Raw genomic sequence first — 26,681 nt, 5'->3', positions numbered from 1 at the left:
TCCTTACCTCACCTCTCCACCAGCGCCATCTTGGCGTTGAACCAGTTCATCACAAGCGAGGTCAGGAGGCTGATGGCCAGATAGATCACCATCATGATCACCACGCCTTCGACGGCCTGGCCGGTCTGGTTCAGCACCGTCCCGGCGGTCGCCGTCAGGTCCGGATAGCCGATGGCGATAGCCAGCGACGAGTTCTTGGTCAGGTTGAGATACTGGCTGGTCAGCGGCGGAATGACGATGCGCATGGCCTGCGGCACGACGACCAGCCGCAGGATCGATCCGGACCGCAAGCCCAACGCACCGGCAGCTTCCGTCTGGCCCGCGCTGACACCCCTGATGCCGGCGCGCACGATCTCGGCGATGAAGGCGGCGGTATAGCAGGACAGCGCCAGATAAAGCGACAGGAACTCCGGCCGGACCTGAAAGCCGCCGGCCAGGTTGAAAGTCGACTGCTTCGGGTAGTCGAAGCTCAGGGGAAAGCCGCTCAGCGCATAGGCGAGCAGCGGAAGCCCGACGATCAGCGCGGTGGACGTCCAAAACACTGGAAATTGCTGGCCGGTCGCCATCTGCCGTTGCCGCGCCCTGCGCGCGACGAACCACGCCATGGCGATGCCGACGAGCAGGGCGACGAAGATCAGCCATGAGCCGTCGCCCCACACGGCGCGTGGAAAATAGAAACCGCGCTGGTTGAGGAAGGAGCCGAACGGCAAACCGATGCTGTCGCGCGGCGCCGGCAACACGGCCAGCACGCCGGAATACCAGAAGAAGATGACCAGCAACGGCGGGATGTTGCGGAAGACCTCGACATAGACGGTGCAGATCTTCCTGATCAGCCAGTTCTGCGAGAGCCGGCCGATGCCGATGACGAAGCCGATGATTGTCGCGGTGATGATGCCGACGATGGCGACGATCAAGGTGTTGATGAGGCCGACCAGAATCGCGCGGCCATAGGTCGAATCCGACGAATAGGCGATCGCGCTCTCGCTGATGTCGAAGCCGGCGCGGCCCTTGAGGAAGCCGAAGCCTGAAGCGATGCGCAGCCGCGTCAGGTTGTCGATGACGTTGTGGGCAATCCACCAGACGCCCGCCACCAGCAGCACGACGACCAGCACCTGGAAGAATATGCCCCGGATTTTCGGATCGTTGATGAAGGAACCGCGGCTGGGCTCCTCGCGAAGTACGTCCTGCGATGCCATTCGACCGTCCCCTGGAAAGAGAAACCGGGAGGCAGATGATCTGCCTCCCGGATCACATTTCGATCAGCGGATCGGCGGCGCGTATTGCAGGCCGCCTTTGGTCCACAGCGCGTTGATGCCGCGCGCGATCTTCAGCGGGCTGCCCGAGCCGACATTGCGCTCGAACATTTCGCCATAATTGCCGACTGCCTTGACGATGTTGACCACCCAGTCATTGGAGACGCCGAGATCGGTACCGATCTTGGTATCGGCTTCCTGGCCGAGCACGCGCTTGATCTCGGGGCTGGCCGAGTTCTTCATCTCATCGACATTGGCCTTGGTGATGCCGAGCTCTTCAGCCTGCAGCAGCGCGAAATAGGTCCACTTGACGATGTGGTACCACTGGTCGTCGCCCTGGCGAACGGCCGGTCCGAGCGGCTCCTTGGAGATGATCTCGGGCAGCACGACATGGTCGGCCGGCGCTCCCAGCGTCAGGCGGATGCCATAGAGGCCCGACTGATCGGTGGTGTAGACGTCGCAGCGGCCGGCATCATAGGCGGCGTTGACCTCTTCCAGCTTTTCGAAGACGACGGGATTGTACTCCATCTTGTTGGCCTTGAAGTAGTCGGCGAGGTTCAGCTCGGTGGTGGTGCCGCTCTGCACGCAGACAGCGGCGCCCGAAAGCTGCAATGCCGAATTGACGCCCGGCAGCTTCTTGGCGTTGATCATGAAACCCTGGCCGTCATAGTAGGTGACGCCGATGAAATTCAGGCCGAGTGCCGTATCGCGGTTGATGGTCCAGGTGGTGTTGCGCGACAGGATGTCGATCTCGCCCGACTGCAGCGCGGTGAACCGCTCCTTGGCGCTGAGCGGCGTGAACTTGACCTTGGAGCCGTCACCAAAGACGGCGGCCGCGACAGCGCGGCAGAAATCCGCATCGATGCCTTGCCAGTCACCCTTGTCGTCCGGCGCCGAAAAGCCGGCCAGGCCGGTGGAGACGCCGCACTGGATGAAGCCCTTCGCCTTGACGGTGTCGAGCGTGGCCGCCGACGCGGCGGACGCCATCAATCCAAGCGTGGCGGCGCCTAGAATGCCGATAGCAATATGTTTCATGACCCACAGACCCTTTTCTCTGTTTTTCAGGAGTAAATCCTGATTTTTTTCTCCCGTGTGAACGCGGCTCCCATCCCGGCCCATCCCGGAACCCCGCATCGTAACCGACGCGCCGCCTCCCGTTCACAAATGTCATCGAAGGCGATAATTCCTGTGAGGTCAAGGGAAATGACCGAAACCCAAAGAGTTTGAAAACCGATTGCCGCAAATGCCCGATTTACAGACAAACACGCCCGCGATTTAGCCAGCAGGGCTAATAAAGGCGGCAAATCTCATGCAACGCCAACGCCGGGCCAATACGGGCCGCGGCAGCGAAATCCATCCCGGGCAATACCTCGTCGTTGTTGACCTCCGCGTGCGACGAACTACCAGGTCCCAAGATTGTCATCTGACAATTTACTGACGGCTGCATACCAATACAGACCGCCGACGAAGACTGTTCTCAAAGGGCTTGAAAGACGATCCAGATCCCGATGGCAGCCATAAACGCACCTGAAACGCGCGGAATCAGCTGCCCGGTCGGCACCGTCTTCTCCAGCAGAACAAGGATGGCGATGCCGGCGATCCACAGCACGTTCATGACGCCACCGACGAACAACAGAGCCATCAGCGCCCAGCAGCACCCCAGGCAATAAGCGCCGTGATCCATGCCGAGCCGAAGCGCGCCGAGCGGAGCGGAGCGGAATCCGCCACGGCCGGCCAGGAACGCGATCGGCGCCTGACATTGGCGCAGGCAGACGCCCTTCATCGGCGTCCATTGATAGAGACCGGCGGCGATCAGAACGAGGCCGCCGAGGATCGCGCTGCCGGTCGCCATCGAGGGATCGAGCAAGGCTAGACGGGCGAGAAGCCATTGCGCACCGGTCGCCAGGAGGCTGAAGACGACCCAGACGGCGAGATAGCCGGCAAAAAACCATCCCGTCGAAGCGATGGGCCGGCCATCCGCCCGCGCCTTGCGGCCGACCCCGGCATAAAGCAGCAACATCGGCGCGACCGACGGCGTCATCATGCCGACCATCATCACCGCCCACATCGTGAAGGTGAAGGCGAAATCGCCCAATGCCCAGGGCCGGAAGCCGGGCGCCATGGCGGCGCCCATATCAATGCCGGACATATCCATGCCGGCCATGTCGCCGCCTCCGCCGTCCGGCAAGGGGGAGCCGGGCATGACCATGGTGGCGGCGAGCCACAGCACATAGGCCCAGGCGAGCACGGCAATCACGACGAGCGCGACCGTCACGACCGCGCGATCGCGCCTCAGCACCGCCTCGAGGGCCGTATCGCCCATTGGATCAGGTCAATGCACGATGCCGCTCTGCGTGAGATGCAGATTGGCGAAATGGCTGTGCGTATCGGCCAGCTCGAACTTGATCGGGCCCGTCGCCTTGGTCCAGCCGCGCCCGACCTCGGCGATCGCGTATTCGAAGCCGTGCGGCAAGTCGATGCGCGCCTGGTGCGCGGCGCCGGTGACCGGATTCCGGATCGGCTCGCCGCGACCGTCGGTTATACCCTCGACATGCAACTGACCGGTTCGCGCGTCGACGTCGATCTTGAACTCGATCGGCGCGAAGATCGGATCGTGGAATTTCTCCAGAGTGGTCGAAAAGACCTGAAATATCGTTGCACCTGGCTCGGTGTCCAGACCACCCAATATGCGAAGCAGCGCGCCACGTTGGGCTTCCGTCGCCCTCTCGTCGATGACCACCGCGGCTTCACCCCCGCCCTGGTGTATGGCGCCGGGCCAGCTGAAAATCCCGACGAACCGCAACCCGTCGAGCTTGGTGTCGCCGTGATGGCCGCTCTCGATTTCCATGCCGGCGACCGCCTGGCAGAATCCGTATGTCGGCATGGCGTTGAACTGGCACGGGCAGCCATAGGCGCAGTTGCAGTTGATGAATTCGCTCGCCCTCATGGCCCATTTGACGTCCGGCATGGCATTCCTCCCTTGCCGCGCTCACGCTTCGTGAGCGCGATCCGGATCGTGGAGGACCAGAAGTCAACCGGCAGCAACCATCCGGCAGCATCTGATCGAAGCAATCCGGCGATTAATATTAGCCGACGATCATATACCATTCACCGCTGCCCACAATAGAACGATCGGCGGGGACAAGGGCTCCGAACGCAGGTCAACAAAAGACCTGACGACAACCAGTTCGGCGGCGGCAGCAGCTTTTTGTGCCGGTAGCTTTTGTGCCTGTCGCTTTTCTTGATAGGAATTTTTTCTTGACTCCCTGCCCTCAGCTATGGTACATATTCGTCCATGGTGCTGGTTTGCGCCGATAACCCGCCGCACAGGCGGGTTTTTCGTTTAATACTCCGTCCCCGCATCGCTGTTTTTGCCGCGACGAATTGGCATATTCGAAGTCCGCCTCCTGGCGGGCGGTGGCTGTTGCACGGTCCATAGCGCCGCACTATGGCTAGCGGCTTATCAAACAAGGCGACGCAGAATGGCGAAAGACGGCAGCGAGCACGGCGGGATGGGCATCAACACGCGGCTTGCCCATTCGGGCAACAATCCGCACGACTATTTCGGCTTCGTCAATCCGCCGGTGGTGCATGCTTCGACCGTGCTTTTCCGCGACGCGGCTTCGATGGCGGCGCGAACCCAGAAATACACTTACGGCACGCGCGGCACACCGACGACCGATGCGCTTGCCCATGCCATAGACGCGCTGGAAGGCTCGGCAGGCACGATCCTGGTGCCGTCGGGCCTTGCGGCGGTGACGGTGCCGCTGCTCGCCTTCGTCTCGGCCGGCGACCATCTGCTGATCGTCGATACCGTCTATCATCCGACGCGCAATTTCGCCGACACGATGCTGAAGCGGCTGGGCGTCGAGGTCGAGTATTACGCCCCCGATGTCGGCGCCGGCATCGCGGCGTTGATCAAGCCCAACACCAAGGTGGTGTTCACGGAATCGCCAGCCTCCAACACGTTCGAGGTGCAGGACATCCCGGCCATCGTCAAGGCGGCGCACGCCGCGGGCGCCATCGTCATGATGGACAACACCTGGGCGACGCCACTCTATTTCCGCCCGCTCGACCACGGCGTCGACATATCTATCCATGCGGCGACCAAATACCCGGCCGGCCATTCCGACGTGCTGCTTGGCACGGTGTCGGCCAATGAGAGTTGCTGGACGCACCTCTACGAAAGCTTCTGCACGCTTGGCTGTTGCGCCGGGCCCGACGACGTCTACCAGGTGCTGCGTGGCCTGCGCAGCATGGGCGTGCGCCTCGAACACCATCAGCGCAGTACGCTTGCGATCGCCTCCTGGCTCGAGGGCCAGAAGGGCGTGGCGCGCGTGCTCCACCCGGCCCTGCCCAGCCATCCGGATCACGCTCTGTGGAAGCGCGACTTTTCCGGCTCGAGCGGCATCTTTTCCATCGTTCTTGCCGGTGGCGGCCAGAAGCAGCAGCACGCCTTCCTCGACGCGCTGCGGATCTTCGGCCTCGGCTATTCCTGGGGCGGCTATGAGAGCCTTGCCGTGCCGGTCTGGCTTGGCGACCGTGTCGTTGCAAAAGCCCCCTATGAGGGTCCGTTGATCCGCCTGCAGATCGGCCTCGAGGATGTCGACGACCTGAAGGCCGATATTTCGCGCGGCCTGACCGCCGCAGCAGCGGCCTAAAGCGTGTCGCGCCTGAAGATTTTCAGGCGACCCGCTTCAGGTTTTGTTTTTGTGCATGTCGTTCTCCCAAAACCGAGGTCACATTTGGGCGACATGCGCTAGCGAAATTCTATTCCCTCAAATTGCGGTTTCCCGGATCAGTTTGGCTTTCAAATTCAGCGCTGCCGCGTCATTGCGGTGCGATCAGCACATTTTCGACTTCCCCTGGAATACCGGCAGAGTTTTCGACCCCATGGCTTTCCGCCTTTTTGTTCCCATTCTTGCCGGCGCAACGCTGCGCGAGCGTCTCGTCGCCTGTATCGGCGCGACGATCGGGATTGCACTCACCGGCGTGATCGCCAGCCTTGTGCTCGGCAACGGCCCGCATGTGCCGCTGCTGGTGGCGCCGATGGGGGCGTCGGCGGTGCTCCTGTTCGCCGTGCCCGCCAGTCCGCTGGCACAGCCATGGTCGATCATCGGCGGCAACACGATATCGGCCCTGGTCGGCGTGATCGTGGCGCATTTCATCCACGAAACCGCCCTTGCCAGCGGCATCGCGGTGGCACTGGCCATCGCCGCCATGTCGTTCACGCGCTGCCTGCATCCGCCGGGCGGAGCGGCCGCGCTGACCGCGGTGCTGGGAGGGCCTGCCGTCATCAGCGCCGGCTTCCTGTTTCCATTCGTGCCGGTGGCGCTGAACTCGATCCTGCTGGTGACGCTCGGCTACGGCTTCCACAGGCTGGCCCGGCGCAATTATCCGCATGTACCGGTTGCAGCGCCGGCGAACAGCCACGGCACCGGCGACCCGCCGGCGCAGCTGCGCGTGGGCTTCCGGTCCGAAGACATCGATGCCGCGCTTGGCGCACTTGACGAGACGTTCGATATCGATCGCAACGATCTCGACCGGCTGCTGCGGCAGGTCGAATTGCAGGCGATGGTGCGCGCGCACAAGACGCTTCTGTGCGAGGACATCATGTCGCGCGATGTGATCTCGGTCGATACTCACACCTCCACCGAGGCAGCGCGCCAATTGCTGCTTGACCACAACATCCGGACCTTGCCGGTCGTCAATGCGGAGGCCAGGCTGGCAGGCACCGTGGGGTTGCGCGAACTCACCCAGGCCTCCGGGACGGTCGGATCCGTCATATCGCCCGCGGCAACAGCCGCCGCCGGCTTCGCCGCCATGGGTCTGCTGCCGGTGCTCACCGACGGCCGCAGCCATGCGGTCATCATCGTCGACGACGACAAACGGATTCTCGGGCTGATCACCCAGACCGATCTGTTGGCGGCCACGGCGCGCCTGCAGGCTGCCTGACAAGCCTTCACTCGCGCGGTAGGGTACCGCCGCCGGGCCCCGCGAAAAGTCTTCGGGAACCTTTTGCCGGCGACAGCGTCCAATCTCTCAATCGAGGTTCGGTCCGGAGATTGGGTTGAGGAAACTGGCCATGCCTGCTGTCTTGACGGCCGTGCCTTCTGCTGTGCCAGGCGAGATGCAGCTTGTGCGCCGCGCCTTGGCGCGCGACGGCGATGCCTTCCGCACCATCATCAAGACACACAATCAGCGGCTCTACCGGGTCGCGCGCGGCGTCGTGCGCAATGACAGCGAGGCCGAGGACATCGTGCAGGAGGCCTACGTCAAGGCTTTCGCCCATCTCGATGCGTTTCGCGGCGACTCCTCGCTCGCCACATGGCTGTCGCGCATCGTCATCAACGAGGCGCTTGGCCGCCTGCGCAACAGGCGCAGAACGGTGGCACTGCTGGAAAATCCGCAAGCCGAGATCATCCGGTTCCCTCTCAACCCCAGCGACGATCCGGAACGGACGATGGCGCAAAGGCAGATCCTCCAACTGGTCGAACAGGCCACCGACAGCCTTCCCGACGTCTACCGGACGGTGTTCGTGGCGCGGGTGATCGAGGGGCTGAGCATCGAGGAGACCGCCGATCTCCTCGGCGTGCGGCCGCAAACCGTCAAGACGAGGCTGCACCGCGCGCGCGCCCTCGTGCGCAAGGCGCTGGACGACCAGATCGGACCGGTGCTGCTCGATGCCTTCCCCTTCGCCGGCCGGCGTTGCGAACGACTGACCAGCGCCGTGATGCGGCGGCTCGGGCTGGAAAGCTGAGCCTCACCGGATTTCAGTTCATTTCAGCGGGAACGTTTGCCGCTGACCAGCATCCAATGAACGTCAACCGAAAAACACAGTCCGGCGCGATTTCAGCGTCCGGACGAAGGAGATGCCATGTCTATCCGACACACTGCCGCGCTCGCCGCCCTGCTGCTGCTTGGCACTGCCCCATTCGCACAAGCCGCCGACAAGCCAACCGATCCGCAGATCGCCCACATCGCCTACACGGCCGGGGTCATCGACGTCGAAGCGGCCAAGCTGGCGATCGAGAAATCGAAGAACAAGGAGGTTGTCGATTTCGCCAAGGACATGGTCCGGGATCACGAGGCTGTAAATGTTCAGGCGCTCGACCTGGTGAAGAAGCTCAAGGTCACGCCGGAAGACAACGCCACCAGCCAGGCGCTGACCAAAGCTGCGGCGGAGGAGCGGGCCAAGCTCGCCAAACTCGACGGCGCTGCCTTCGACAAGGCCTATGTCGACAATGAGGTCGCCTACCACAAGCAGGTCAACGGCGCGCTCGAAACCCTTTTGATCCCGTCGGCGCAGAATGCCGAACTGAAGAGCCTGCTGGAAACCGGCCTGAAGATTTTCCAGGGCCATGGGCAGCACGCCGAGCACCTCGCCGGCATGCTCAAGTAAGGACCGGGAGCATGCCGAAACGCCATCTGTGGATTGCGTTGGCGCTGGCCGTCGGTACCGTTCCGGCGCGAGCAGAAACCATCCAGGTCATCATCGACAGGCTGGTGTTCTCGCCAGCCACCGTCGAGGCCAAGGTCGGCGACACGATCGAGTGGGTGAACAAGGATGTGTTCGCCCACACGGCCACCGTGAAAGGCGGCTGGGAAGTGATGATCCCGCCGAAGAAATCCGCAAGCCTGACATTGAAGGCCGCGGGACCGGTCGACTATTTCTGCCGCTTTCACCCCAACATGAAAGGCCGTTTGGTGGTGGCCCCCTGATCCAGCGCCAGCGACGCTCGCCTGGCTTCATCCGGCCGGGCGATATGCGTCCACGAGTCGTCATAGCCCGGCTCGCGGCGTGCGATCCAGGCATCCAGCCCTTCGCGCAGATCAGCGGTCGGGGCCATGCGGGCGAACTGCTCGGCCTCGACAGCCAAGCCTTCGGCGATGCTCTGGTTGAGGCCGCGCGCCACTGCCGTGAGGATGCCGGCAATCGCCAGATCGGAGTGCCGCAGGATACGCCTGGCCAGGCCGATCGCGGCCGGCATCAACTCGGCATGCGGCACAACCTCGTTGACGAGACCCAGCTCAAGCGCCCGCGGCGGCGCAAACCAGTCGCCGGTCAACAGCAGTTCGAGCGCCCGCTTGCGCCCGGCAAGCCTGGGCAAGCGTTGGGTTCCGCCAAAGGTCGGCGGCATTGCGAGGTTGATTTCCGGCTTGGCGAACAAAGCGCGGTCGCTGGCGATGGCGAGCGGCACCGCCTCGGTGATTTCGCAACCGCCACCAAAGGCAATGCCGTTGACGGCAGCGATGACGGGTTTGCGAAACGCTTCCAGCCTCGCCGTCAGCCGTTGCCCGCGCATGACGAAATCACGCATCGCGACATCGACGCCGACCGCCACGCTGGCCGAGAACTCATGAATGTCGCCGCCGGCCGAAAACGCCCGCTCCCCTGCTCCGGTCAGAATGATTGCGCGGACGCTGTCATCGACGTCAATGTCGTCGAGGATCGCAAGCAGGCGATCGATCAGGGCATAGTTCAACGCGTTCAGCTTCTCCGGCCGGTTGAGGGTGAGGATGGCAATCCCATCCCGGGTTTCGTTAAGGACAAGATCGGTCATTGGCTCTTCCTTCTTCATCATGCTGATGACCGGAAGACTATGCCTCTTTCCGCTTGTGTATATTCACTAGTCGGTATACCTAAGCTCATGCCTGACACGCAAAGTCCTACCCGCAAACGCATTGTCGATGCCGCGACCAGGCTCTTCTATGCCGAAGGAATCGGTCGCGTCAGCGTCGATGCCGTCGCCGAGGAAGCGGGTCTCACCAAGCGCACGCTCTACTACCATTTCAAGAGCAAGGACGACCTCATCGCCGCCTATCTCGATGGCCGCGACCAACCCAATCTGAAGCGGATGGCTGGCTGGTTCGATGCTGCCGAAGGCGGCGCGGATCGCAAGGTCGAGGCGATCTTCACCAATCTGGCGAGGTCCGCTCGTCACCCGAAATGGAAAGGATGCGGCTTCCTGCGCACGGCCGCCGAACTCGCCTCGATGCCCGGACATCCGGCGGTCAAGGTCGGCGCGCGGCACAAGCTGAATTTCGAAACATGGCTGGCCGGCGCCTTGTCGGACCATAGCGTCGGCGAGCCGCCTGCCTTGGCACGCGAGATCGTGCTTTTGATCGACGGCTGCTTTTCGATCATGCTGATCCACCGCAACCCCGATTACATCGAGGCCGCCGGCCGCGCCGCGGCAACGCTTGTGCGGGCGCGAATTTCAGGCAGCCAGGCCTAAAGCGCGACGCGCTTTAAGCCTTTGGTTTTATGCATATCGTTGCCCCAAAATCGGGGCCACTTTTGGGCGACATGCATTAGAACCCAAACGCCAGCCATGCCGTGCCGGCGGCCAGCGTTATCAGCGTCAGCGGCAAGCCGACCTTGAAAAAAGCGCCGAACGACAGCGTCGTGCCGGCGGCCCGTGCCTGTTCGGCGACGATCAGATTGGCGACCGAACCCAGCAGCGTGAAATTGCCGGCCAGCGTCGAACTCATGGCGACGACCAGCCAGGCGCGCTCGGGATTTTCGAGGCCGGGTATGAAGGGTCGAAGCGCCAGCACGGCCGGGACATTGCTCATGATGTTGGAGAGCACCGCGGTGAAACCGGACAGGCGCCAGACGTCGCCCAGCCCGAGGTTCTTGGCCGAAGCGATCATGTCGGGCGAAAGAAGCGTCTTTTCGGCGCCGGCGACCACAACGAACAGACCGGCGAACATGAACAGCAGCGGACCGTCGATCTCGCGGTAGATGCGTTCCGGCTTGATCGCCCGGGTGAGCAAGAGGATGGCGCCGCCGATGAGTGCGGCCTTGGCGACGGGCACGCCGGCGAAGAAGGCGATTGCCAGTCCGATGCAGACCACCACCGCCTTCAGCACCTGCCCCTTGTGCATGCGGCCACGCGAGACTTCGGGCGTCAGTTGGACAGTGCGGGCGAATTCGGCCCGGAAGACGATACGGATGATGATGACGACCGCGACGAGGCCGAACAGGGCGACCGGAGCGAGCGCTGCGGAAAAGGCCGGATAGGAAATGCCCGACAGCGCGCCGATGACCATGTTTTGCGGATTGCCGGTGATGGTGGCGACACTGCCGCAATTCGACGCGGTGGCGGTGGCGATCAGATAAGGGATCGGGTTGCGCTTGATGATGCGGGTGACGTGGACGACGATCGGCGCCATGACGAGGCAGATGGCGTCGTTGACCAGGAAGGCGGACAACACGCCGGTCAGCAGCGTCACCATCACCAAAAGCATGAAGGGCGCGTGCGCGTGCTCGATGGCGATGGCGCCAAGGCCGCGAAAGGCGCCCGACACTTTCAGATGCGCCACCACGATCATCATGCCGAGCAGAAGCGTGATGGTGTCGAAATTGATCGCCCGGTAGGCATCCTCCATGCTGAGCGCGCCGATGGCGATCATCGCGGCCCCGCCGAGAAGCGCGATCCCCGCCCGGTCGAGGCGCAGGCCGGGGATGCGGCCGATGGCGACACCGGCGTAAGTCAGGATCAGGATCAGCAGTGCCGCCGCGCCCATCAATGTCATCGATAAGAAGTCCTGCCCTGTGGCGCGCCGCTGCCTGTCAGCCCCAATGGGCTGATTTGCGTGCCTGCTTTAGCGCGATGTCGAGATCGATGACAGACAGCCAGGCATGTTGTTGCGTCAAGCACCGCCCAAGGGATGACGTGCCGCTAACGCAGATAAAAATCCAGCCTTTGTCGCAGTGCCTGCGGTGAAAACAGCTGCTCGACGGTCTGCCGTGCCTTGAGGCCCACTGCCGCCCGCAGCGCCGGATCGGCTTTGAGATCGGCCAGGATCCGCGCCGCCTGCTGCGTCGTTTCGAACAAGAAGCCGTTTTCGCCATGCCTGATATGATCGGAATAGCCTCCATATGAATGGCAGACCACGGGCAACCCGCAGGCCATCGCCTCGAACACGACGCGACCGAAGGTTTCCACATGCCAACCGGTGCGATAATAAAACACGTCGAGCGTCTGCAGAAACGCTTCGGCGGAAAATTGGCCGGGTGGCAACAGCTCGAGTTGCGGATGCGGCATGAGGCTGCCCTTGAGCCCTGTCCCTCCCTGAATCCGCAAGGCTGTACCTTCGGCCAGCAATGTCTCGTAAAGGGGTATGTCATCGGGATGATGTTTGCCCGGCCCATCGCGGCTCAAGCGTCCGACGGTGAACGGACGATCCGAATCCAGACGCCGTGGTGAAAAACGTTCGATCTCGATCGGAGAGGGGTGCACCGTGCCGTCGATTTGGAGCAATCGCTTCTGAAAGTCGGAAACAAGCACTATCTCGGCGGCGGGCCATCCCAAGCTCCGAGGCATGCGCGTGGTGAGGTTGAGAACCTTCGGATGAAGGGTGTTGAAGTCGTAAATCAGCCGGCGCGGCCGCGGGATCAGGTAAGGCCACACCTTGTTGCGCCAATGCGCTCCGAGAAAAACGTAAGTGCCGCCATCCGGAACTTTTCGCGTAAGCGGGGAAATACGACGTATCGGGAATTGCCGCATTAATTCATCTGAAGCCCGCGATGACGCAGCCCAAAGGCGCACCTCCGAATCGGCGCTCAACAGCCGATAGAGTTCCAAAGTCTTGAGGTCACTGCCACCGAAAGGATCCTGAAAGCCGTTGAACAAATGGATCATAATAGCTGTGCTTACCTGACCGTTTCCGCCATTGTTCGCCGGCGTGAAAAATCATGATCGCACGTCGGCCGTAACCCTTGGAAACTCAGGAGTGAGAACCGTTTCTGCGGACAACGAAACATCGCCAACGCGGGGGGAGTATACCGGTAAGCGGTTGCAGTCCATGGCCTATCGAGCCGGCATGCTATCCATAAAGATCGGAATCCCGGCATATGACTGTAAGCATTGAAGCGTCGAGAAAGCGGCCTGCGTCGATTTCGAGAGCTTCCCGATCAGCCATCCGCAAGTTTATGCCGTCAATGCACGGTGGCGACCCCCGGCGGAGGCGCCGGAGACGTTCCGGCCGGATCGAAGCTGACTTGATCGCGTCCGTTCGACTTGGCCGTGTAAAGCCTTTTGTCGGCAGCGGAGAAGATTTCCTCGTAGGTGATCGGGCCGGTAAAGCTTGTGCCGCCGATGCTGACGGAAAGCGGACAAGGCCTGCCGCCGGGTGAGAATTCCATCTCCCTGATACGCCGGCGGATGCTTTCGGCAACCATCCAGGATTGCGAGGGATCCACGCCGGGCAGAAACACGCCGAATTCTTCGCCGCCGATGCGGCCGACGATATCGCCGCCACGCAGTTGCCCTTTGATCGCCTGCGCTATCAGTTTGAGCGCCTGGTCGCCGCAGTCATGGCCCAGGCGGTCATTGATCGACTTGAAGTGGTCGGCGTCGATGATCAGCAACGCACCCGAACGGGTCTGCTCCTGCTTTCGGGTCTGCTCGAGATAGGCTTCGACCAGCATCGAGAAAGCGCCACGGTTCAGCACCGCCGTCAGGCTGTCGGTCGCGGCGATGACGCTGAGGTCGCGCTGCGCGATGGCCAGCTGGCGAATCTTCCACATCAGGAAAAACAAAAAGGAGCCGCCCAGCACCAAAGGCAGCATCAGGTCGGTCATCTGCGCCCGCCACACGGCCTCGGGCGAAAGATAGGGAAAATTGAAGGAATCGACGAAGAACGCCACGGCAATGAAGAATGCCGTACCGACTGCCGTGACAGCGATCACCCTGCCCCAGCTCGTCGGCGACAGATCGAGCTTCATCGCGTTCAACTCCGTTAGCCGTCGCTACTATGACGCACCAACCCCAACAAATTGATAAGACTTTCCCTCCAATTCGATATCGGGCGGCGGAACCAACCCGCCGGCCCTGTCGATGACTTGCGACAGACGCCACAAGACGGCCGCTGGAAAGCAGCCATCCTGTTTCAGAGCTTGAAGGCGTGGGCCAATTGCCGGCCGAGCAAGGGCAAAACGGCGCGCGAAGCCAGACCGCTCGTCGTCAGTTGAGCGTCGGCTCACTCAGCGCATCGACGACAAAGGATGCCGCGATCAGGTCGTCGGCATCGAGGCGCAGGGAGCCTCCGTCGCCTCCCATGGCTGAAGCCACTTTTTGAAAGGTCTTCATTTCATATTCCGTGATCCGGGCGTCCTGCATCCTGGCCTTGAGGTCGGCGATGCGCCGATCCAGAGCCGAAGATATGCCTATTTCTCGCTTCGACATGGCAACACTCCTCCCCACCCTTGTTTGCCTCCCGCCTGTCCACTTTTATATGAGGGTCCGCGAATACAGCGGGCCGAACGCGCCGTGCGCGGGAAGGTTCCGAAAAGGCAGAGTAACGAAATAATACGCTGGCCCCAGCCGACTGCCCGGCCACGCTAAATCCCCTCATCACCATGATAGAGCTGAACAGCTTGCGGTATTTACCGCTGTCGTGGCGTTCCTGGATGGAAAGAGGTGATTCCGTGACTTGCTATATAAGGCATAGCTAATCCTTGACGCCAGCCGGATGCCGCCCCAGAATCAGAAGCATGGCAATAAAGGTCGGCGACGAAGTGGCGGTCATGGCGACGGTGCTGAAGCGCGTCACGGAAGACCGCGTCAGCGTGTCGATCCCCGGTTACGATTTTTCGCATTCGGTCATTGGTCCAGCGACCAAGCTGACCGAGGGCCAGCCGATGGAATTATCCGGCGACGTTACGCAGATCGAGGGCGACAAGGTCACGGTGTCGTTCGGACAATGGTCACCGTGGATCTGGACAAGGTGCACCTGGTGCAAAGCCACCTCCCGCCGAAGCGAAGGGATCTGAGGATGTGAACACGCGAAGCTCCACCGTCTCAGGGATCCAGCCCCTTACGTCCCAGCAGTGCAGAGCCGCACGAGCGATGCTGAAATGGTCGCAGGTGCGACTCGCCGCGAAGTGCGGCCTTAGCGAAGGAACGATCGGCAGTTTCGAGAGCGGACGAAGGATTCCGAGTTCGGCCAAGCTGGCTGCCATCCGTCGAGGGTTGGAGGCAGCGGGCGTGGTTTTCATCGATCAGAAGGTTGCAAGGACCAAGAGCGGTCCGCCTCGTCAAACTATCGGCGGAACATAATTTAGATATCGCTGTTAGATCCCAAACGGGAGGCGCGCGATGTTCAAAGGTGAAATCGGCATTGTTTCGGACTGGTCGAAATTGGTGGCGGACGATCCTCTGATCGCCGCCGATATTGCCCAGCGTCTTTCTCTGCTCGCTTGCAATGACAACACTCCCGCTGCCGCCGACGGCCCGTCGCCCGGCACCGAAACATTTCGAAATCCCCACTTTGCCGGCCTCGCGACACCCGCCGAATATCCTCGCCCGATCGTGCTTCTAGCCACGATCTATGCGTCGACGGTCCTGGGGGTAACGCTGCTTCTGGCGGCGGCGGTTTGAGCGCACGAGGCCTGGTGCCGCTCTCTGAAAGCCCATGTCTCTGGTATAAACCGTGACCTAAGTGTCCGGAATGGACCCGAAAGGCTTTGGCGATCCCGACAGGATTCGAACCTGTGACCATCGGCTTAGAAGGCCGGTGCTCTATCCAGCTGAGCTACGGGACCGCTGGCCGGCCTTTGGGCCGGCTGGATATTTTGGCGCTGGCCGCCGTTCAATGCGTCCAGGGCGTCCTGCGGTCATAGCGGAAATTCTCCGCATAGGAAATCTGGCGGCGCTTGGTCTCTTTCGGCTCTTCGACGCGGAAAGCGAGCCCTTGCTTTTCGGCGTAGGCCACCGCCTCTTCGCGCGTGTCGAAGCTAAGCCTGATCTGGCTTCTCATGTCTGCCGACGTCGTATAGCCCATCAGCGGGTCGATCTTCTTGCGCGACTCGGGATCGAATTCCAGCACCCAGTGGCCGGTCTTGGCCTTGCCGGACTGCATCGCGGTTTTGGCTGGGCTGAAAATGCGCGCGGACATGGCCACCTCGTTCTTGTGCAAGGCAGCATCGCCACCCTTTGCCCGTCATTACTGCGCAATGCGCATGGCGGCAAGGTTTTTGCTCTCGCAGGTTTTTGCACTTGCCATGCACCACCGAAATGAATAGGCAACAGACCGTTCGGAGTGTAGCGCAGCCTGGTAGCGCATCTGGTTTGGGACCAGAGGGTCGGGAGTTCGAATCTCTCCACTCCGACCATCCCCTCACAGCCCAATGCCCGGCGCAGCCATATGCTCACTTGCTCCGGCTCCGGTCGTGCATCCGGCAGCCGCGGGCCGGTTCGGCAAACAGGGGTTCAGATGCTTGGAATCGATGCCTGGGTGTCGCTTTTCGGACCGGCCTACTTTGCCTATGCCGGCATCACCGTTCCGTTCATGGTGACGTGGGCAATTGCCTGCGCCGCACTGGCGATGTGGAACAACCGTGAAAGCCGCAGACAGGCGAGGCAGGCCCCAGGCGCTGTCGTCTCCCGCTCCTGGCGTATCAGTATCGGAATGTTTGTGCTGGTCGCCGCCGGCTATATCGCCGCTGACTCTGCCGTCTACCTCGCGGTGCGTCATTTCGCCAGAATGTGGCTCTGAGACTGGCCTCTCAGGCTAAATCTCGAATTCGCCCTGCCCTTCGTCCATGGCGTTGACGGTTTCGGCTGCCAGCGCCCTGGTGATCGGGGTCTTGCGTTCGAGCGCGGTCCGGTCGAGCCGTTCAACCACGCGCATCGCTGTCGCCAGCGAGCGCTCGATACGGCGGACCAGATACTGCACGACATGCGGTTCGACCTCGATCTGACGGTCGGCGAAGAGTTTTGTGATGACGCCGGCGAGCAGGAGATCGTCGGGCTCATGAATTTCCACTGTCGCCGCCGCTTTCAGCCGTGAGGCGAGATCAGGCAGCGTGACGCCCCAGGCGGACGGGAAGCGGCGCGCCGTCAGGAGCAGCGCCGACCCGGCACCACGCACCGCATTGATCAGATGGAACAGGCCCTGTTCATCGACCGCGCCGGTATCGACATCGTCGATCAGTGCCGGCCGCGCGCCGAGATTGGCAATGCTGTCGCCGATGCGCCTGGCGTCGACCGCCACCGCATCGGCACGCGCGCGCCAGATCGAGGCCAGATGCGTCTTGCCCGAACCCGCGGGACCGGCCAGCACCACCACCGGCGATGGCCAGTCCGGCCAGCGGTCGACCAGCGCCACCGCCTGGTTGTTGGTGCCGGAGACCACGAGTTCGTCGCGCGAATAGCCGGTGCCATGGCCGAGATCGAGCGGCAACTGGCGTGGCGGGTCGGTTGGCTGGGCAGTCACTTCAGCGACGCGGTTGCGTGCGGTGGCCGCCGCCGCGATCGGCCGGAAGCTGCGGCACAGGTGCCGCGCCGCGGCCCTTGTAGAGCGGCGATTCGAGATAGCGGGCAATGGCGAACCGCACCAGCACGGCGACGGCCGCAGAAGCCGGCACCGCGATCAACAAGCCGACGAAGCCGAACAGCGCACCGAAGGCAAAAAGCGAAAACATCAGCCATACCGGGTGCAGGCCGACGCTTTTGCCGACCAGCCGCGGCTGCAGGATGTTGCCCTCGATGAACTGACCGATGAAGAACACGACCGCGACGGCGACGATCATCGTCCAGTCCGGCCAGAACTGGACGAAGGCGACGCCGACGGCCAGCACCAGCCCGGTCAGCGAGCCGACATAGGGGATGAAGGAAATCAGCCCGGCGAACAGGCCGATGAGGATGCCGAAATTCAGTCCGGTCAGCGTCAGCCCGGTGGCATAAATGGCGCCCAGCACCAGGCACAGCGTGCCTTGGCCGCGCACGAAGCCGGCTGTGGCGGTGTTGATGTCACGCGCGATGGCGCGCACGGTCGCGACGTTGTCGCGCGGCACCCAACCGTCGATGACCGCCACCATGCGGTCCCAGTCGAGCAGCATGTAGAAGGCGACCACCGGCGTCACCACGAACAGGCTGACCACCGAGACCAGCGCCATGCCGGAACTCCACAGTGAGGTGAAGACGGCGGTGATCAGGCCGAAGCCCGAGGTCAGCAGCGAATTCAGCCCGTCGCGCAAGCTATTGGCGTTGACGCCGAACTTCTGTTCCAGCCATTTCGGATCGAACGAGGTGATCAGGCTTTGCAGCCGGGTCAGATATTCCGGCAATTTGCCGGCGAAATCGGCCATCTGCGTGGCCAGAACCGGAATGAGGATGACAAAGGCCAGCACCAGCACGATGAGGAAGGTGATGAGGATGACCACCGTCGCCATGAAACGGGACAGGCCGAGCCGCTGCAGCCGGTCGGCAACGGGATCGAGGAAATAGGCAAGCACCATGCCGGCGACGAAGGGCAGCAGGATGGCGCTGAAAACATAGAGGAAAAGCGCCAGCAGCGCGGCACCGGCCAGCCAGAAGAAGATCTGGCGGCGAAAGGTCGCGGACGCGGCGGTGTCGGCGGCCGCGGCCTCGATCGCTGCCGCTTCTGTCTCAGATGTCCGGAGTGGAGCCTTCGCCATAGCCGCTCATGTGCCTCAGCCAAGTCACGAGATAGGCTGCGGCCGAAGCCACGGTCAAGACCCCGGACAGCAATATGAGAACTGACCTCAGCGGGTCGAGGTGAACGGCAAGGGCAAGTTCTCCCAGCACAAGCGCGGCCAGCACGATCTGGATCGCGGTGTTGGCCTTCGACACGAACAACGGTTTCATCTCGACCGGATGGGTCATGACGGCGGACAACACCACCGCGCAGACGATCAACGCGTCGCGCGACACCATGATGACGACAAGCCACAGCGGCAATTGCCCGATGAAGCTCATGACAACGAACACCGAAACCAGCAGCAGCTTGTCGGCCACCGGGTCGAGGTAGGCGCCGAGGGTGGATTGCTGGTTGAAACGGCGGGCGATGAACCCGTCGACGCCGTCGGATATACCGGCGACGAGGAACCCGGCAAAAGCCCAGTCCCAGCGCGCCTGCAGCATCGCCAGCACCACCGCCGGCACCAGGACAAGGCGCAGGATGGTGATCAGGTTGGGGATGGTCAAATGCTTGGCACCTCCTCTTGGTCGGAGATAGATGATGAAGATGGCGGGTGGCAACAAGGGAGAAGCTGCCGATCTCCCGCACGGGAGAGCGGCTTTCAGCCTGGCTTTCGCCAATCACGAGCCCCTATACGCGCGCCCTGTCCACGGTTTTGTAGGCCGAGATGGCCGTTATCCTTGCGGACAGAAACCGTTCATGCGAAGAGCCCGCAACAAGGAAAATTGTTGAACGGGCACCAGAAATGAGCAAGCGCGACGTGAACAAGCGCAAGAACGGGCTCACCTATGCCGAGGCCGGTGTCGATATCGACGCGGGCAATCTCATGGTCGAGAAGATCAAGCCGCTGGTGCGCGCGACGCGCCGGCCGGGCGCCGACGGCGAGATCGGCGGTTTCGGAGGCCTGTTCGACCTCAAGGCCGCGGGCTTTACCGACCCGGTGCTGGTGGCGGCCAATGACGGCGTCGGCACCAAGCTCAAGATCGCCATCGATGCCGGCAAGCACGACACAATCGGCATCGACCTCGTCGCCATGTGCGTCAACGACATCGTCGTGCAAGGTGCCGAACCGCTGTTCTTCCTCGACTATTTCGCCACCGGCAAGCTCGATCCCGACCAGGGTGCCGCGATCGTCGGCGGCATTGCCGAGGGCTGCCGCCAGGCCGGCTGCGCGCTGATCGGCGGCGAGACGGCCGAGATGCCCGGCATGTATCACGGCAATGATTACGACCTGGCCGGCTTTGCGGTGGGCGCCGCCGAACGCGGCCAATTGCTGCCCACCGACGATATTGTCGAAGGCGACGTGCTGCTGGGCCTGGCTTCCTCTGGCTTGCACTCGAACGGATATTCGCTGGTGCGCCGCATCGTCGCCGTCAGCGGTCTGTCGTGGAGCGATCCGGCGCCGTTCAACGACGAGGCCACGCTGGCCGAGGCGCTGCTCGAGCCGACCCGCATCTACGTCAAGTCGATTCTCAAGGCGATCCGCAACACGCATGGTATCAAGGCGCTCGCCCACATCACCGGCGGCGGCTTCCCGGAAAACATCCCGCGCGTGCTGCCCAAGGATTTTTCGGCCGAACTCGACCTCGAAGCGATCGACGTTCCTGCCGTGTTTTCGTGGCTGGCCAAGACCGGCGGCGTGGCGCCGGAAGAGATGATGCGCACTTTCAATTGCGGCATCGGCATGATTCTGGCCGTCGCATCCGGCCAGGCAGCACAGGTCGCCGCCGTGCTGCAGGAGGCCGGCGAGACGGTGACGCCGATCGGCCGCATCGTGCCGCGCCGCGACGCCGGGGTCATCTATCGGGGCTCGATCGGCCTATGAGCGCGCAGAGGAAACGCACCGTTGTCCTGATCTCGGGACGCGGCTCCAACATGACCGCGCTGATTGCCGCGGCCAGCGACCCGGCGTTCCCGGCCGAGATCGTCGGTGTCATTTCCGACAAGGCGGATGCCGCCGGGCTCGGCATCGCCAGGGCGCGCGGCATCGCCACGCAGGTCGTCTCGCGTGCCGACCATGGCAGCAAGCAGGCGCATGACGCGGCAATAGACGCGGCGCTCGCGGCCTTCAACGCCGAGATCGTGGCGCTGGCCGGCTATATGCGCATCCTCACCCCCGGCTTCGTCCAGAGATGGCAGGGCCGCATGATCAACATCCACCCTGCCCTGCTGCCGGCGTTCAAGGGGCTCGACACCCATGTGCGCGCACTGGCCGCCGGCATCCGCATCCATGGCTGCACCGTGCACTTCGTCACCTCCGAGATGGACGACGGTCCGATCATCGCACAGGCGGCCGTACCGGTGATGGTCGGCGACACCGCCGATACATTGGCAGCCCGCGTGCTGAAGACCGAACACCGGCTCTATCCGCTGGCGCTGGGACTGGTTGCCGAAGGCAAGGCGCGCATGGAGGCCGGCCGCACCGTGCTTGCCCACTTTGCCGACGATGCCGACAACGGCACCTCGGTGGTGATGGCCCCGGATCCGCTGCGCGAGGAAGCCGACCTCGAGCATCTGGCGCGCATCACGCCTTGAACCTAGATCGGGAATGACAACGGCACTTAGCCTGGAACCGCCAAATCAGACTCGGTGCCAGGCCGAAACGGACCGGCTGCGCAGAGCTTGGCTGGAAGGATTGGAAAGCGGCCCGTTAGATCCCTTCGACATTGAAGCGATCAAACAAAAGGCCCGCACTCGTCTGACCAGTCTCCCTGGTCCTGACCGACATCGATGAGACAACTACTCCTCCTCCGTCACGCCAAATCGAGCTGGGACGACCCTGATCTCGATGATTTCGACCGGCCTTCGGCCGAACGCGGGGTTAAGGCGGCGTGCTTGATGGGACGCGAGCTTGCAGCGCGCGGCTGGCTGCCGGACCTGGCGCTGGTGTCGCCGGCACTGCGCACCCGCGACACCTGGCGGCTTGTGGCGGCGGAGCTGCCCGTGCCACCCCGGATCGCATTCGAGGCGCTGTACGATGCTTCGGCGGCGGACATTCTGAGCCAGATTGGTCAAACCGACGCTTCAAGCGGCAGCGTGCTGGTAATTGGCCACAATCCGGGCCTGGAACTTGTGGCCAGACAGCTTGCCGGGCCGGGGTCAGACGCCGAGGCGCTCGCGAGACTTGAGGAAAAATTCCCGACGGCAGCTCTCGCCCGGGTGGTCTTCGAAGGCGATTGGTCCGTCGTGTCCCCCGCCCGGCTGACACATTGCCTGCGGCCGAAGGACCTGGGCTAGCGACCATGGCAGGTGCGGCAGGCAAAGCCCAACCGCACGCCCGCTTGAGCCGTCAGTTTCCCCAGTTGCCCTGGCCGGATTCCGGCTGGGCCGAATCGGGCGTCGGCGTGAGGTCGCGGTGCTTGACCAGCCTGTGGGTCGAAGCCGTGTAACTGTGGTCGACATTGACCGCGCGCGAGGTGACGGCCGGCTGATTGACATTGTCCGAACCATAGTTGTCGCTGCCGGCATAAGCGGTGCCAGTGGCAACGAGGATGGCGGCGGCGGTAAGAGCGATCCTGGTCATTTTATTTACTCCGGTATTCCTGTTCCTGTCCGTCTAGTGGCGTGCCCTTGGGAGGAATTTCGCGTCGCTCGGACAGCCTCGATCTGGGTTTTTCGTGCGCCGACTTCCAATCACGAAGACGTTCCCTCACGCGCGAAATCCGGACCTCGAACGTGGGCCAAGGTGTTGAGCTCACCCTGTTTTATCAATTGATCTCAAACGCTTATAAGGGGGATACCTGACGCACGGTGCGGCGGTTCGTCGAGCCAGCGCTCGCCATCCGTTCACGATTCGTCAACATAAATTGAACCAGTTGGTTCGATTACGGTCGGCGCCCGACACTGGCGCCGTCGGCCGAAATCCTGCTCATGCATAAAAACAAGAGCGGCGGGCAAAGCCCACCGCTCTTTGTGGTCGCAGACTTCAGAAAATCAACGACCCCAGATGCCTTGGCCCGACTGAGCCGGCACGTTGGCATTGGCATCACCCTGCGTCTTCACGGACTTCGGGATCGAGCCGGTGTGCGTGGTGTCGATGTTGGACACGGACTGGTTCGCAACCGGCTGGTTGGCATTGTAAGAGCCATAATTGTCGCTGCCGGCAAAAGCGGTGCCCGTGGCAACGAGGATGGCGGCGGCGGTAAGAGCGATCTTGGTCATTTTAATTACTCCAGTATTTGTCATGTCCGTCTAGTGGCGTGCCCTTGGGAGGAATTTCGCGTCGCTCGGACCACCCCGAGATGGGCTTGCCCTGTCGCGGATTCCAATCACGAAGATGTTCCCCCGCGGCTCGAATCCAGGCCTTGAAATTTGACACAGGGTCTCGGCGGTCATAATTTAACTATTTAAAATCAGATATTTACCCGAAAACACTCATCACCGGCTGCGACCATTCACCAGGCCGGCGTTCACCATCTGCTACACAGCGCGTCAACAGAAATCGAACTGAACGGTTCGGTTTGAAGCAGTCTGGCCGCGTCAGGCGATCTTTTAGGGTGGAGAAGGTGGACGAGGTATGGGTCCGGACATCCACCCGGGGCGACAAATCGGCCCTGCTATGAGCCGTTCAGGCCCAGCACGTCGCGCATATCGTATTCGCCTGGCGGGCGTCCCTCGAGCCAGAGCGCGGCGGCGATGGCGCCACGGGCGAACATGACGCGGTCGCCGGCCGCATGCGACAGGGTCACAAGCTCGCCGTCGGCGCAGAAGCTCACGCTGTGTTCGCCGATGATGCTGCCGCCACGCAGCACCGCAAAGCCGATCTCACCGGGAGGCCGCGCGCCAATGGTGCCATCGCGTGCACGCCTTGCGACCGTCTTCAGATCGATGCCGCGTCCGCCGGCTGCGGCATGGCCCAGCATCAACGCCGTCCCCGATGGCGCATCGACCTTGTGGCGATGATGCGCCTCGACAATCTCCACGTCCCAGTCATCGGGATCGAGTGCCCGCGCCGCCTGCTCGACCAGTCCGATCAACATGTTGAGCCCGAGCGAAAAGCTGCCGGAGCGCACGATGGCAATTGTTTTCGCGGCGTCGGCGATCGCAGCCGATTCATCAGCATCGAAGCCCGTTGAGCCGATGACCAGGGCCGGCCCGCCGCGTTCGGCGCAAATGCTGGCCAGATCAGCCGAGGCAGCCGGCGTGGTAAAGTCGATGACCACGTCGGCCACGGCAAGCGCCTCGTCGCGGCTCACCAGCCCTTCGCCGATACTGCCCGGCCGGTGGAAGCGGGCGGCGAGCGCCAGCCGCGCGTCGCCCTGCACGGCCGCCGCCATCTCGCGGCCCATGCGGCCCAGCGCACCCGCGATGGCGACCCTGACCGGTGGTTTCGACATGGCGCTATCCCGCGGCTGTTTATTTCCACATGCCGCGCATGCGCGCGCCGATGTCGACGCGCACCTCCGGCCGGGCCGCCCTGCCCTGTGCCACCTGTGCGCTCGGCCACGACACCTGCTGGAACGCGGCAAGGATCGAAGCCGGGATGAAGCGGGTGCGCGAGGCATAGAGATGGCGGTCGCCGCGCGCCGCCTGGCCGTGCGGAAAGAAGCGTTGCGGCATGACCAGGTTGAGATTGTCCTTGGCCCGCGTCATCGCCACGTAGAGCAGCCGGCGCTCCTCCTCGATGTCTTCCTTGGTGCCGACGCCGAGATCGGCCGGGATACAGCCGTCGACCGTGTTGAGCACGAAGACGTTCTTCCATTCCTGGCCTTTGGCCGAATGGATGGTCGACAGGATCAGATAGTCCTCGTCGCGATGCGGCGGCCCGGCCTGGTCACTGGTGGCGTCGGGCGGATCGAGCGTCAATTCTGTCAGGAAGCGTTCGCGCGAAGCATAGCCCGAACCGATCTGCTCAAGTTGCAAGAGATCGGCGCGCCGCGTCGTCGCATCTTCGTGGATGCGCTCCAGATGCGGCTCATACCACAGCCTGATCTGTTCGAGTTCGGCAGGCCATTTGGCGCCGGCGCGCAGGCCGGAATAGAGCGAGACAAAGCCCGGCCAGTCATCCGCCGCGCGTTGCGGCGGACGCCAGCCGGCCAGCCCCATGGCCTCGTCCAGCGCCGTCGTCATGGTCTCGACGATCTGCGCGGCAGCCGAAGGGCCGATGCCTGGCATCAGCTGCAGCACGCGGAAGCCGGCGACGCGGTCGCGCGGGTTCTCGGCGAAGCGCAGCACCGCCAGCACGTCCTTGACATGGGCTGCATCGAGGAATTTCAGCCCGCCGAACTTGACGAAGGGAATGTTGCGCCGCGTCAGCTCGATCTCCAGCGGGCCGCTGTGGTGCGAGGCGCGAAACAGCACCGCCTGAGATTTCAGTGCCGTGCCGGCCTCGCGCTCGGCCAGGATGGTATCGCAGACGAAATTGGCCTGCTCGACCTCGTCGCGCACGCTCACCAGTTTTGGCCTGTCGGTCGACTTGCGCTCCGACCACAGGTTTTTGGTGAAGCGCTCCGAGGCTTCGCCGATCACCGCATTGGCGGCCGCCAGGATGGTTTCGGTGGAGCGGTAATTGCGCTCCAGCATCACGACGTCGGCGGCTTGCGCGAACTGGTTGGGGAAGTCGAGGATGTTGCGCACCTCGGCGGCACGGAACGAATAGATCGACTGTGCATCGTCGCCCACCACCGTCAGCCCGGCGCCGTCGGGTTTCAGTGCCATCAGGATCGAAGCCTGCAAGCGGTTGGTGTCCTGGTATTCGTCGACCAGCACATGGTCGAAACGCCCGCCCAGATGCGCCGCTATCTCGGGCTCCGCCGCCATCTGCGCCCAGTAGAGCAGCAAATCGTCGTAATCGAGCACGTTCTGTGCCTGCTTGCCTCGACATAACCGGCGAACAATTCTTTCAGTTGCTCCGCCCAGCCGGCGCACCAGGGAAAGGCAGAACCCAAGACCTCGTTGAGCGGCGCCTGTGCGTTGACGGCGCGCGAATAGATGGCAAGGCAGGTTCCCTTGGTGGGGAAGCGCGCTTCCGTCTTCGAGAAGCCGAGTTCGTGGCGGACCAGGTTCATCAGGTCGGCGGAATCCTCGCGATCATGGATGGTGAAGGCAGGGTCGAGGCCGATCTCCAGCGCATAGTCGCGAAGCAGCCGCGCGCCGATGCCGTGAAAGGTTCCCGCCCAGGTCAGCGCATCGGTGATGACAGCTGCATCGCGGCCGAGCACTTCGCCGGCGATACGCTCGACGCGCCTGGCCATTTCGGACGCGGCGCGGCGCGAGAAAGTCATCAGCAGGATGCGGCGCGGGTCGGCCCCCTTGACGACCAAATGGGCGACGCGGTGAGCCAGCGTGTTGGTCTTGCCCGAACCCGCGCCGGCAATGACCAGCAGCGGACCGGCTATTTGGCCGTCGCCGTGCTCGACTGCCTGGCGCTGGGCATCGTTGAGCCGGGCGAGATAGGCAGGCTTGACGGTCGGGTCCCGAAAGGTCGAATCAGCAGTGGCGAGGTTCATCGCCCATCAAGCATCGTTTCTGCTTTGTTCGCAACGTCGATGCGAGGCTGGCCTCGTGCTCGACAGGCCGAAGCGTGACGTCCGTGTCTTTAGCGTTGCGGATCGACACCCATGTCGGCCGACTGCCGCCGCAAGGTCTCGCGATCATATTGCGACGGCGGCAACAGCAGCGGGTCGACCGTATCGGGCACGTTTTCGACCATCTTCCTGGCGATACGATAGGTGACATAGGCGAAGGCGCCGACGACGAGCAGACGGAACATGGTGCAACACTCCTTTGGAGCAGAACCAACCGGGGAAACCGCCTTTGGTTCCCTTGCCAATCGTCCACGCGCGCAGTCGAAGTTGGAGGACGGCTATGGGTTTCGCCAGCGCTTTCCCGATGCATTCTCGGGGCACCGGAGGCGGAACTTGGCGTTTGCGGGGCTCGTGTCCTGCCGCATGCCGCTGTGGCGTCCCGGACAGGCTTTTGGGGAAGAAGGCCGGCGCCGCTTGGGAGGAGGAATGAAGCGCCGGCCAAGCGGAT

At 62.9% G+C, this 26,681-nt stretch carries 30 protein-coding genes, 2 tRNA genes and 1 pseudogene; 14 read left to right on the top strand and 19 right to left on the bottom strand.

The window, feature by feature from the left end:
• Positions 1-8: 8 nt before the first annotated feature.
• The 4 genes from NKJ00_RS10540 to NKJ00_RS10525 form a co-directional block, all read right to left on the bottom strand.
• Positions 9-1,196 (bottom strand): amino acid ABC transporter permease, encoded by a 1,188-nt coding sequence (locus NKJ00_RS10540; RefSeq protein WP_128305379.1) that lies wholly within the window; start codon positions 1,194-1,196, stop codon positions 9-11.
• A 63-nt stretch (positions 1,197-1,259) separates the two neighbouring features.
• On the bottom strand, positions 1,260-2,288 hold the full coding sequence (locus tag NKJ00_RS10535) for an amino acid ABC transporter substrate-binding protein (RefSeq protein ID WP_023814120.1): 1,029 nt from the start codon (positions 2,286-2,288) through the stop codon (positions 1,260-1,262).
• 442 nt (positions 2,289-2,730) lie between these two features.
• Positions 2,731-3,576: a DUF2182 domain-containing protein gene (locus NKJ00_RS10530; protein WP_352555370.1), complete on the bottom strand. Its 846-nt coding sequence runs from the start codon at positions 3,574-3,576 to the stop codon at positions 2,731-2,733.
• A gap of 9 nt (positions 3,577-3,585) precedes the next feature.
• Positions 3,586-4,221 (bottom strand): DUF1326 domain-containing protein, encoded by a 636-nt coding sequence (locus NKJ00_RS10525; RefSeq protein WP_352629652.1) that lies wholly within the window; start codon positions 4,219-4,221, stop codon positions 3,586-3,588.
• A gap of 514 nt (positions 4,222-4,735) precedes the next feature.
• Between NKJ00_RS10525 and NKJ00_RS10520 the strand changes: the two genes are divergently transcribed.
• The 5 genes from NKJ00_RS10520 (at position 4,736) to NKJ00_RS10500 (ending at position 8,975) form a co-directional block, all read left to right on the top strand.
• Positions 4,736-5,914 (top strand): cystathionine beta-lyase, encoded by a 1,179-nt coding sequence (locus NKJ00_RS10520; RefSeq protein ID WP_023814116.1) that lies wholly within the window; start codon positions 4,736-4,738, stop codon positions 5,912-5,914.
• Positions 5,915-6,146: 232 nt separating this feature from the next.
• A complete protein-coding gene (locus tag NKJ00_RS10515; protein ID WP_352629650.1) occupies positions 6,147-7,208 on the top strand; it encodes an HPP family protein in 1,062 nt (353 codons plus the stop codon).
• Positions 7,209-7,338: 130 nt separating this feature from the next.
• Positions 7,339-8,013 carry an RNA polymerase sigma factor gene (locus NKJ00_RS10510; RefSeq protein WP_352442914.1) on the top strand — a complete coding sequence of 225 codons (675 nt, stop codon included), beginning with the start codon at positions 7,339-7,341 and terminating at the stop codon, positions 8,011-8,013.
• Between the two features lie 117 nt (positions 8,014-8,130).
• Positions 8,131-8,655: a DUF4142 domain-containing protein gene (locus NKJ00_RS10505; protein ID WP_352629648.1), complete on the top strand. Its 525-nt coding sequence runs from the start codon at positions 8,131-8,133 to the stop codon at positions 8,653-8,655.
• 11 nt (positions 8,656-8,666) lie between these two features.
• A complete protein-coding gene (locus tag NKJ00_RS10500; protein WP_352555360.1) occupies positions 8,667-8,975 on the top strand; it encodes a cupredoxin domain-containing protein in 309 nt (102 codons plus the stop codon).
• Here NKJ00_RS10500 and NKJ00_RS10495 read toward each other — a convergent pair.
• Entirely contained in the window at positions 8,936-9,817 is an 882-nt protein-coding gene (locus NKJ00_RS10495; RefSeq protein WP_352629646.1) for a crotonase/enoyl-CoA hydratase family protein, read from the bottom strand. The genes NKJ00_RS10500 and NKJ00_RS10495 overlap by 40 nt on opposite strands.
• A gap of 87 nt (positions 9,818-9,904) precedes the next feature.
• On the opposite strand from NKJ00_RS10495, the gene NKJ00_RS10490 reads away from it, so the two are divergent.
• On the top strand, positions 9,905-10,492 hold the full coding sequence (locus tag NKJ00_RS10490; RefSeq protein WP_352611860.1) for a TetR/AcrR family transcriptional regulator: 588 nt from the start codon (positions 9,905-9,907) through the stop codon (positions 10,490-10,492).
• A gap of 76 nt (positions 10,493-10,568) precedes the next feature.
• On the opposite strand, the gene NKJ00_RS10485 is transcribed toward NKJ00_RS10490, so the two are convergent.
• The 4 genes from NKJ00_RS10485 to NKJ00_RS10470 form a co-directional block, all read right to left on the bottom strand.
• Positions 10,569-11,795 carry an anion transporter gene (locus NKJ00_RS10485; RefSeq protein ID WP_352629644.1) on the bottom strand — a complete coding sequence of 409 codons (1,227 nt, stop codon included), beginning with the start codon at positions 11,793-11,795 and terminating at the stop codon, positions 10,569-10,571.
• Between the two features lie 146 nt (positions 11,796-11,941).
• On the bottom strand, positions 11,942-12,904 hold the full coding sequence (locus NKJ00_RS10480) for a glycosyltransferase family 4 protein (RefSeq protein WP_352629642.1): 963 nt from the start codon (positions 12,902-12,904) through the stop codon (positions 11,942-11,944).
• A gap of 296 nt (positions 12,905-13,200) precedes the next feature.
• Positions 13,201-13,989 (bottom strand): GGDEF domain-containing protein, encoded by a 789-nt coding sequence (locus tag NKJ00_RS10475; RefSeq protein WP_352555350.1) that lies wholly within the window; start codon positions 13,987-13,989, stop codon positions 13,201-13,203.
• 238 nt (positions 13,990-14,227) lie between these two features.
• On the bottom strand, positions 14,228-14,449 hold the full coding sequence (locus tag NKJ00_RS10470; RefSeq protein WP_023814103.1) for a hypothetical protein: 222 nt from the start codon (positions 14,447-14,449) through the stop codon (positions 14,228-14,230).
• A 308-nt stretch (positions 14,450-14,757) separates the two neighbouring features.
• Here NKJ00_RS10470 and NKJ00_RS10465 point away from each other — a divergent pair, with 308 nt between their 5' ends.
• From NKJ00_RS10465 to NKJ00_RS10455, 3 genes are read left to right on the top strand one after another with little or no spacing between them, the layout of a single operon-like run.
• Positions 14,758-15,036, top strand: coding sequence for a hypothetical protein (locus NKJ00_RS10465; protein WP_352629640.1), 279 nt, complete (start codon positions 14,758-14,760; stop codon positions 15,034-15,036).
• A gap of 4 nt (positions 15,037-15,040) precedes the next feature.
• Positions 15,041-15,322, top strand: coding sequence for a helix-turn-helix domain-containing protein (locus NKJ00_RS10460; protein WP_031213538.1), 282 nt, complete (start codon positions 15,041-15,043; stop codon positions 15,320-15,322).
• A 39-nt stretch (positions 15,323-15,361) separates the two neighbouring features.
• On the top strand, positions 15,362-15,643 hold the full coding sequence (locus NKJ00_RS10455; protein WP_023812589.1) for a hypothetical protein: 282 nt from the start codon (positions 15,362-15,364) through the stop codon (positions 15,641-15,643).
• 87 nt (positions 15,644-15,730) lie between these two features.
• Here the strand turns inward: NKJ00_RS10455 and NKJ00_RS10450 are convergent.
• Both NKJ00_RS10450 and NKJ00_RS10445 read right to left on the bottom strand, forming a co-directional pair.
• A tRNA-Arg gene (locus NKJ00_RS10450) sits at positions 15,731-15,807 on the bottom strand.
• 47 nt (positions 15,808-15,854) lie between these two features.
• Entirely contained in the window at positions 15,855-16,160 is a 306-nt protein-coding gene (locus NKJ00_RS10445; RefSeq protein ID WP_127260675.1) for an ETC complex I subunit, read from the bottom strand.
• 140 nt (positions 16,161-16,300) lie between these two features.
• On the opposite strand from NKJ00_RS10445, the gene NKJ00_RS10440 reads away from it, so the two are divergent.
• Both NKJ00_RS10440 and NKJ00_RS10435 read left to right on the top strand, forming a co-directional pair.
• Positions 16,301-16,377, top strand: a tRNA-Pro gene (locus NKJ00_RS10440).
• A gap of 101 nt (positions 16,378-16,478) precedes the next feature.
• Positions 16,479-16,760 carry a hypothetical protein gene (locus NKJ00_RS10435; protein ID WP_352629638.1) on the top strand — a complete coding sequence of 94 codons (282 nt, stop codon included), beginning with the start codon at positions 16,479-16,481 and terminating at the stop codon, positions 16,758-16,760.
• A 15-nt stretch (positions 16,761-16,775) separates the two neighbouring features.
• Here NKJ00_RS10435 and hdaA read toward each other — a convergent pair whose 3' ends face one another.
• The 3 genes from hdaA to NKJ00_RS10420 are packed head-to-tail and all read right to left on the bottom strand — an operon-like array spanning position 16,776 to position 19,213.
• On the bottom strand, positions 16,776-17,480 hold the full coding sequence (hdaA, locus tag NKJ00_RS10430; protein WP_352555346.1) for a DnaA regulatory inactivator HdaA: 705 nt from the start codon (positions 17,478-17,480) through the stop codon (positions 16,776-16,778).
• A gap of 1 nt (position 17,481) precedes the next feature.
• Positions 17,482-18,684 (bottom strand): AI-2E family transporter, encoded by a 1,203-nt coding sequence (locus NKJ00_RS10425; protein WP_352629636.1) that lies wholly within the window; start codon positions 18,682-18,684, stop codon positions 17,482-17,484.
• Positions 18,656-19,213, bottom strand: a complete 558-nt coding sequence (locus NKJ00_RS10420) for a CDP-alcohol phosphatidyltransferase family protein (protein WP_127289150.1) — start codon at positions 19,211-19,213, stop codon at positions 18,656-18,658. The genes NKJ00_RS10425 and NKJ00_RS10420 overlap by 29 nt, the downstream gene beginning before the upstream one ends.
• A 239-nt stretch (positions 19,214-19,452) precedes the next feature.
• Here NKJ00_RS10420 and purM point away from each other — a divergent pair, with 239 nt between their 5' ends.
• The 3 genes from purM (at position 19,453) to NKJ00_RS10405 (ending at position 21,944) form a co-directional block, all read left to right on the top strand.
• Positions 19,453-20,532 (top strand): phosphoribosylformylglycinamidine cyclo-ligase, encoded by a 1,080-nt coding sequence (purM, locus tag NKJ00_RS10415; RefSeq protein ID WP_027037916.1) that lies wholly within the window; start codon positions 19,453-19,455, stop codon positions 20,530-20,532.
• On the top strand, positions 20,529-21,242 hold the full coding sequence (gene purN / locus NKJ00_RS10410) for a phosphoribosylglycinamide formyltransferase (protein ID WP_023812596.1): 714 nt from the start codon (positions 20,529-20,531) through the stop codon (positions 21,240-21,242). The genes purM and purN overlap by 4 nt, the downstream gene beginning before the upstream one ends.
• 195 nt (positions 21,243-21,437) lie before the next feature.
• Positions 21,438-21,944, top strand: a complete 507-nt coding sequence (locus tag NKJ00_RS10405; RefSeq protein ID WP_352629633.1) for a SixA phosphatase family protein — start codon at positions 21,438-21,440, stop codon at positions 21,942-21,944.
• Positions 21,945-21,996: 52 nt separating this feature from the next.
• On the opposite strand, the gene NKJ00_RS10400 is transcribed toward NKJ00_RS10405, so the two are convergent.
• The 5 genes and pseudogenes from NKJ00_RS10400 to NKJ00_RS10380 form a co-directional block, all read right to left on the bottom strand.
• Positions 21,997-22,230: a DUF680 domain-containing protein gene (locus tag NKJ00_RS10400; RefSeq protein WP_352629631.1), complete on the bottom strand. Its 234-nt coding sequence runs from the start codon at positions 22,228-22,230 to the stop codon at positions 21,997-21,999.
• 410 nt (positions 22,231-22,640) lie between these two features.
• Positions 22,641-22,868, bottom strand: a complete 228-nt coding sequence (locus NKJ00_RS10395; RefSeq protein WP_023812599.1) for a DUF680 domain-containing protein — start codon at positions 22,866-22,868, stop codon at positions 22,641-22,643.
• Between the two features lie 395 nt (positions 22,869-23,263).
• On the bottom strand, positions 23,264-24,043 hold the full coding sequence (dapB, locus tag NKJ00_RS10390; protein ID WP_352629629.1) for a 4-hydroxy-tetrahydrodipicolinate reductase: 780 nt from the start codon (positions 24,041-24,043) through the stop codon (positions 23,264-23,266).
• 135 nt (positions 24,044-24,178) lie between these two features.
• Positions 24,179-26,155 (bottom strand): annotated as a pseudogene (locus NKJ00_RS10385) (ATP-dependent helicase); the annotation flags it as partial.
• Positions 26,156-26,244: 89 nt separating this feature from the next.
• Positions 26,245-26,418, bottom strand: a complete 174-nt coding sequence (locus NKJ00_RS10380) for a hypothetical protein (RefSeq protein WP_023812604.1) — start codon at positions 26,416-26,418, stop codon at positions 26,245-26,247.
• Positions 26,419-26,681 lie beyond the last annotated feature (263 nt).

It is taken from the genome of Mesorhizobium sp. M0227 (assembly GCF_040321855.1).
GTDB lineage: Bacteria > Pseudomonadota > Alphaproteobacteria > Rhizobiales > Rhizobiaceae > Mesorhizobium.
This window is presented reverse-complemented; position numbering and strand designations above follow the sequence as displayed.

Excerpts from the sequence above, each read along its gene's own strand:
- NKJ00_RS10540 (WP_128305379.1), bottom strand. The coding sequence starts at position 1,196 with ATGGCATCGCAGGACGTACTTCGCGAGGAGCCCAGCCGCGGTTCCTTC.
- NKJ00_RS10535 (WP_023814120.1), bottom strand. The coding sequence starts at position 2,288 with ATGAAACATATTGCTATCGGCATTCTAGGCGCCGCCACGCTTGGATTG.
- NKJ00_RS10530 (WP_352555370.1), bottom strand. The coding sequence starts at position 3,576 with ATGGGCGATACGGCCCTCGAGGCGGTGCTGAGGCGCGATCGCGCGGTC.
- NKJ00_RS10525 (WP_352629652.1), bottom strand. The coding sequence starts at position 4,221 with ATGCCGGACGTCAAATGGGCCATGAGGGCGAGCGAATTCATCAACTGC.
- NKJ00_RS10520 (WP_023814116.1), top strand. The coding sequence starts at position 4,736 with ATGGCGAAAGACGGCAGCGAGCACGGCGGGATGGGCATCAACACGCGG.
- NKJ00_RS10515 (WP_352629650.1), top strand. The coding sequence starts at position 6,147 with ATGGCTTTCCGCCTTTTTGTTCCCATTCTTGCCGGCGCAACGCTGCGC.
- NKJ00_RS10510 (WP_352442914.1), top strand. The coding sequence starts at position 7,339 with ATGCCTGCTGTCTTGACGGCCGTGCCTTCTGCTGTGCCAGGCGAGATG.
- NKJ00_RS10505 (WP_352629648.1), top strand. The coding sequence starts at position 8,131 with ATGTCTATCCGACACACTGCCGCGCTCGCCGCCCTGCTGCTGCTTGGC.
- NKJ00_RS10500 (WP_352555360.1), top strand. The coding sequence starts at position 8,667 with ATGCCGAAACGCCATCTGTGGATTGCGTTGGCGCTGGCCGTCGGTACC.
- NKJ00_RS10495 (WP_352629646.1), bottom strand. The coding sequence starts at position 9,817 with ATGACCGATCTTGTCCTTAACGAAACCCGGGATGGGATTGCCATCCTC.
- NKJ00_RS10490 (WP_352611860.1), top strand. The coding sequence starts at position 9,905 with ATGCCTGACACGCAAAGTCCTACCCGCAAACGCATTGTCGATGCCGCG.
- NKJ00_RS10485 (WP_352629644.1), bottom strand. The coding sequence starts at position 11,795 with ATGACATTGATGGGCGCGGCGGCACTGCTGATCCTGATCCTGACTTAC.
- NKJ00_RS10480 (WP_352629642.1), bottom strand. The coding sequence starts at position 12,904 with ATGATCCATTTGTTCAACGGCTTTCAGGATCCTTTCGGTGGCAGTGAC.
- NKJ00_RS10475 (WP_352555350.1), bottom strand. The coding sequence starts at position 13,989 with ATGAAGCTCGATCTGTCGCCGACGAGCTGGGGCAGGGTGATCGCTGTC.
- NKJ00_RS10470 (WP_023814103.1), bottom strand. The coding sequence starts at position 14,449 with ATGTCGAAGCGAGAAATAGGCATATCTTCGGCTCTGGATCGGCGCATC.
- NKJ00_RS10465 (WP_352629640.1), top strand. The coding sequence starts at position 14,758 with ATGGCAATAAAGGTCGGCGACGAAGTGGCGGTCATGGCGACGGTGCTG.
- NKJ00_RS10455 (WP_023812589.1), top strand. The coding sequence starts at position 15,362 with ATGTTCAAAGGTGAAATCGGCATTGTTTCGGACTGGTCGAAATTGGTG.
- NKJ00_RS10445 (WP_127260675.1), bottom strand. The coding sequence starts at position 16,160 with ATGTCCGCGCGCATTTTCAGCCCAGCCAAAACCGCGATGCAGTCCGGC.
- NKJ00_RS10435 (WP_352629638.1), top strand. The coding sequence starts at position 16,479 with ATGCTTGGAATCGATGCCTGGGTGTCGCTTTTCGGACCGGCCTACTTT.
- NKJ00_RS10425 (WP_352629636.1), bottom strand. The coding sequence starts at position 18,684 with ATGGCGAAGGCTCCACTCCGGACATCTGAGACAGAAGCGGCAGCGATC.
- purM (WP_027037916.1), top strand. The coding sequence starts at position 19,453 with ATGAGCAAGCGCGACGTGAACAAGCGCAAGAACGGGCTCACCTATGCC.
- purN (WP_023812596.1), top strand. The coding sequence starts at position 20,529 with ATGAGCGCGCAGAGGAAACGCACCGTTGTCCTGATCTCGGGACGCGGC.
- NKJ00_RS10405 (WP_352629633.1), top strand. The coding sequence starts at position 21,438 with ATGAGACAACTACTCCTCCTCCGTCACGCCAAATCGAGCTGGGACGAC.
- NKJ00_RS10400 (WP_352629631.1), bottom strand. The coding sequence starts at position 22,230 with ATGACCAGGATCGCTCTTACCGCCGCCGCCATCCTCGTTGCCACTGGC.
- NKJ00_RS10395 (WP_023812599.1), bottom strand. The coding sequence starts at position 22,868 with ATGACCAAGATCGCTCTTACCGCCGCCGCCATCCTCGTTGCCACGGGC.
- dapB (WP_352629629.1), bottom strand. The coding sequence starts at position 24,043 with ATGTCGAAACCACCGGTCAGGGTCGCCATCGCGGGTGCGCTGGGCCGC.
- NKJ00_RS10380 (WP_023812604.1), bottom strand. The coding sequence starts at position 26,418 with ATGTTCCGTCTGCTCGTCGTCGGCGCCTTCGCCTATGTCACCTATCGT.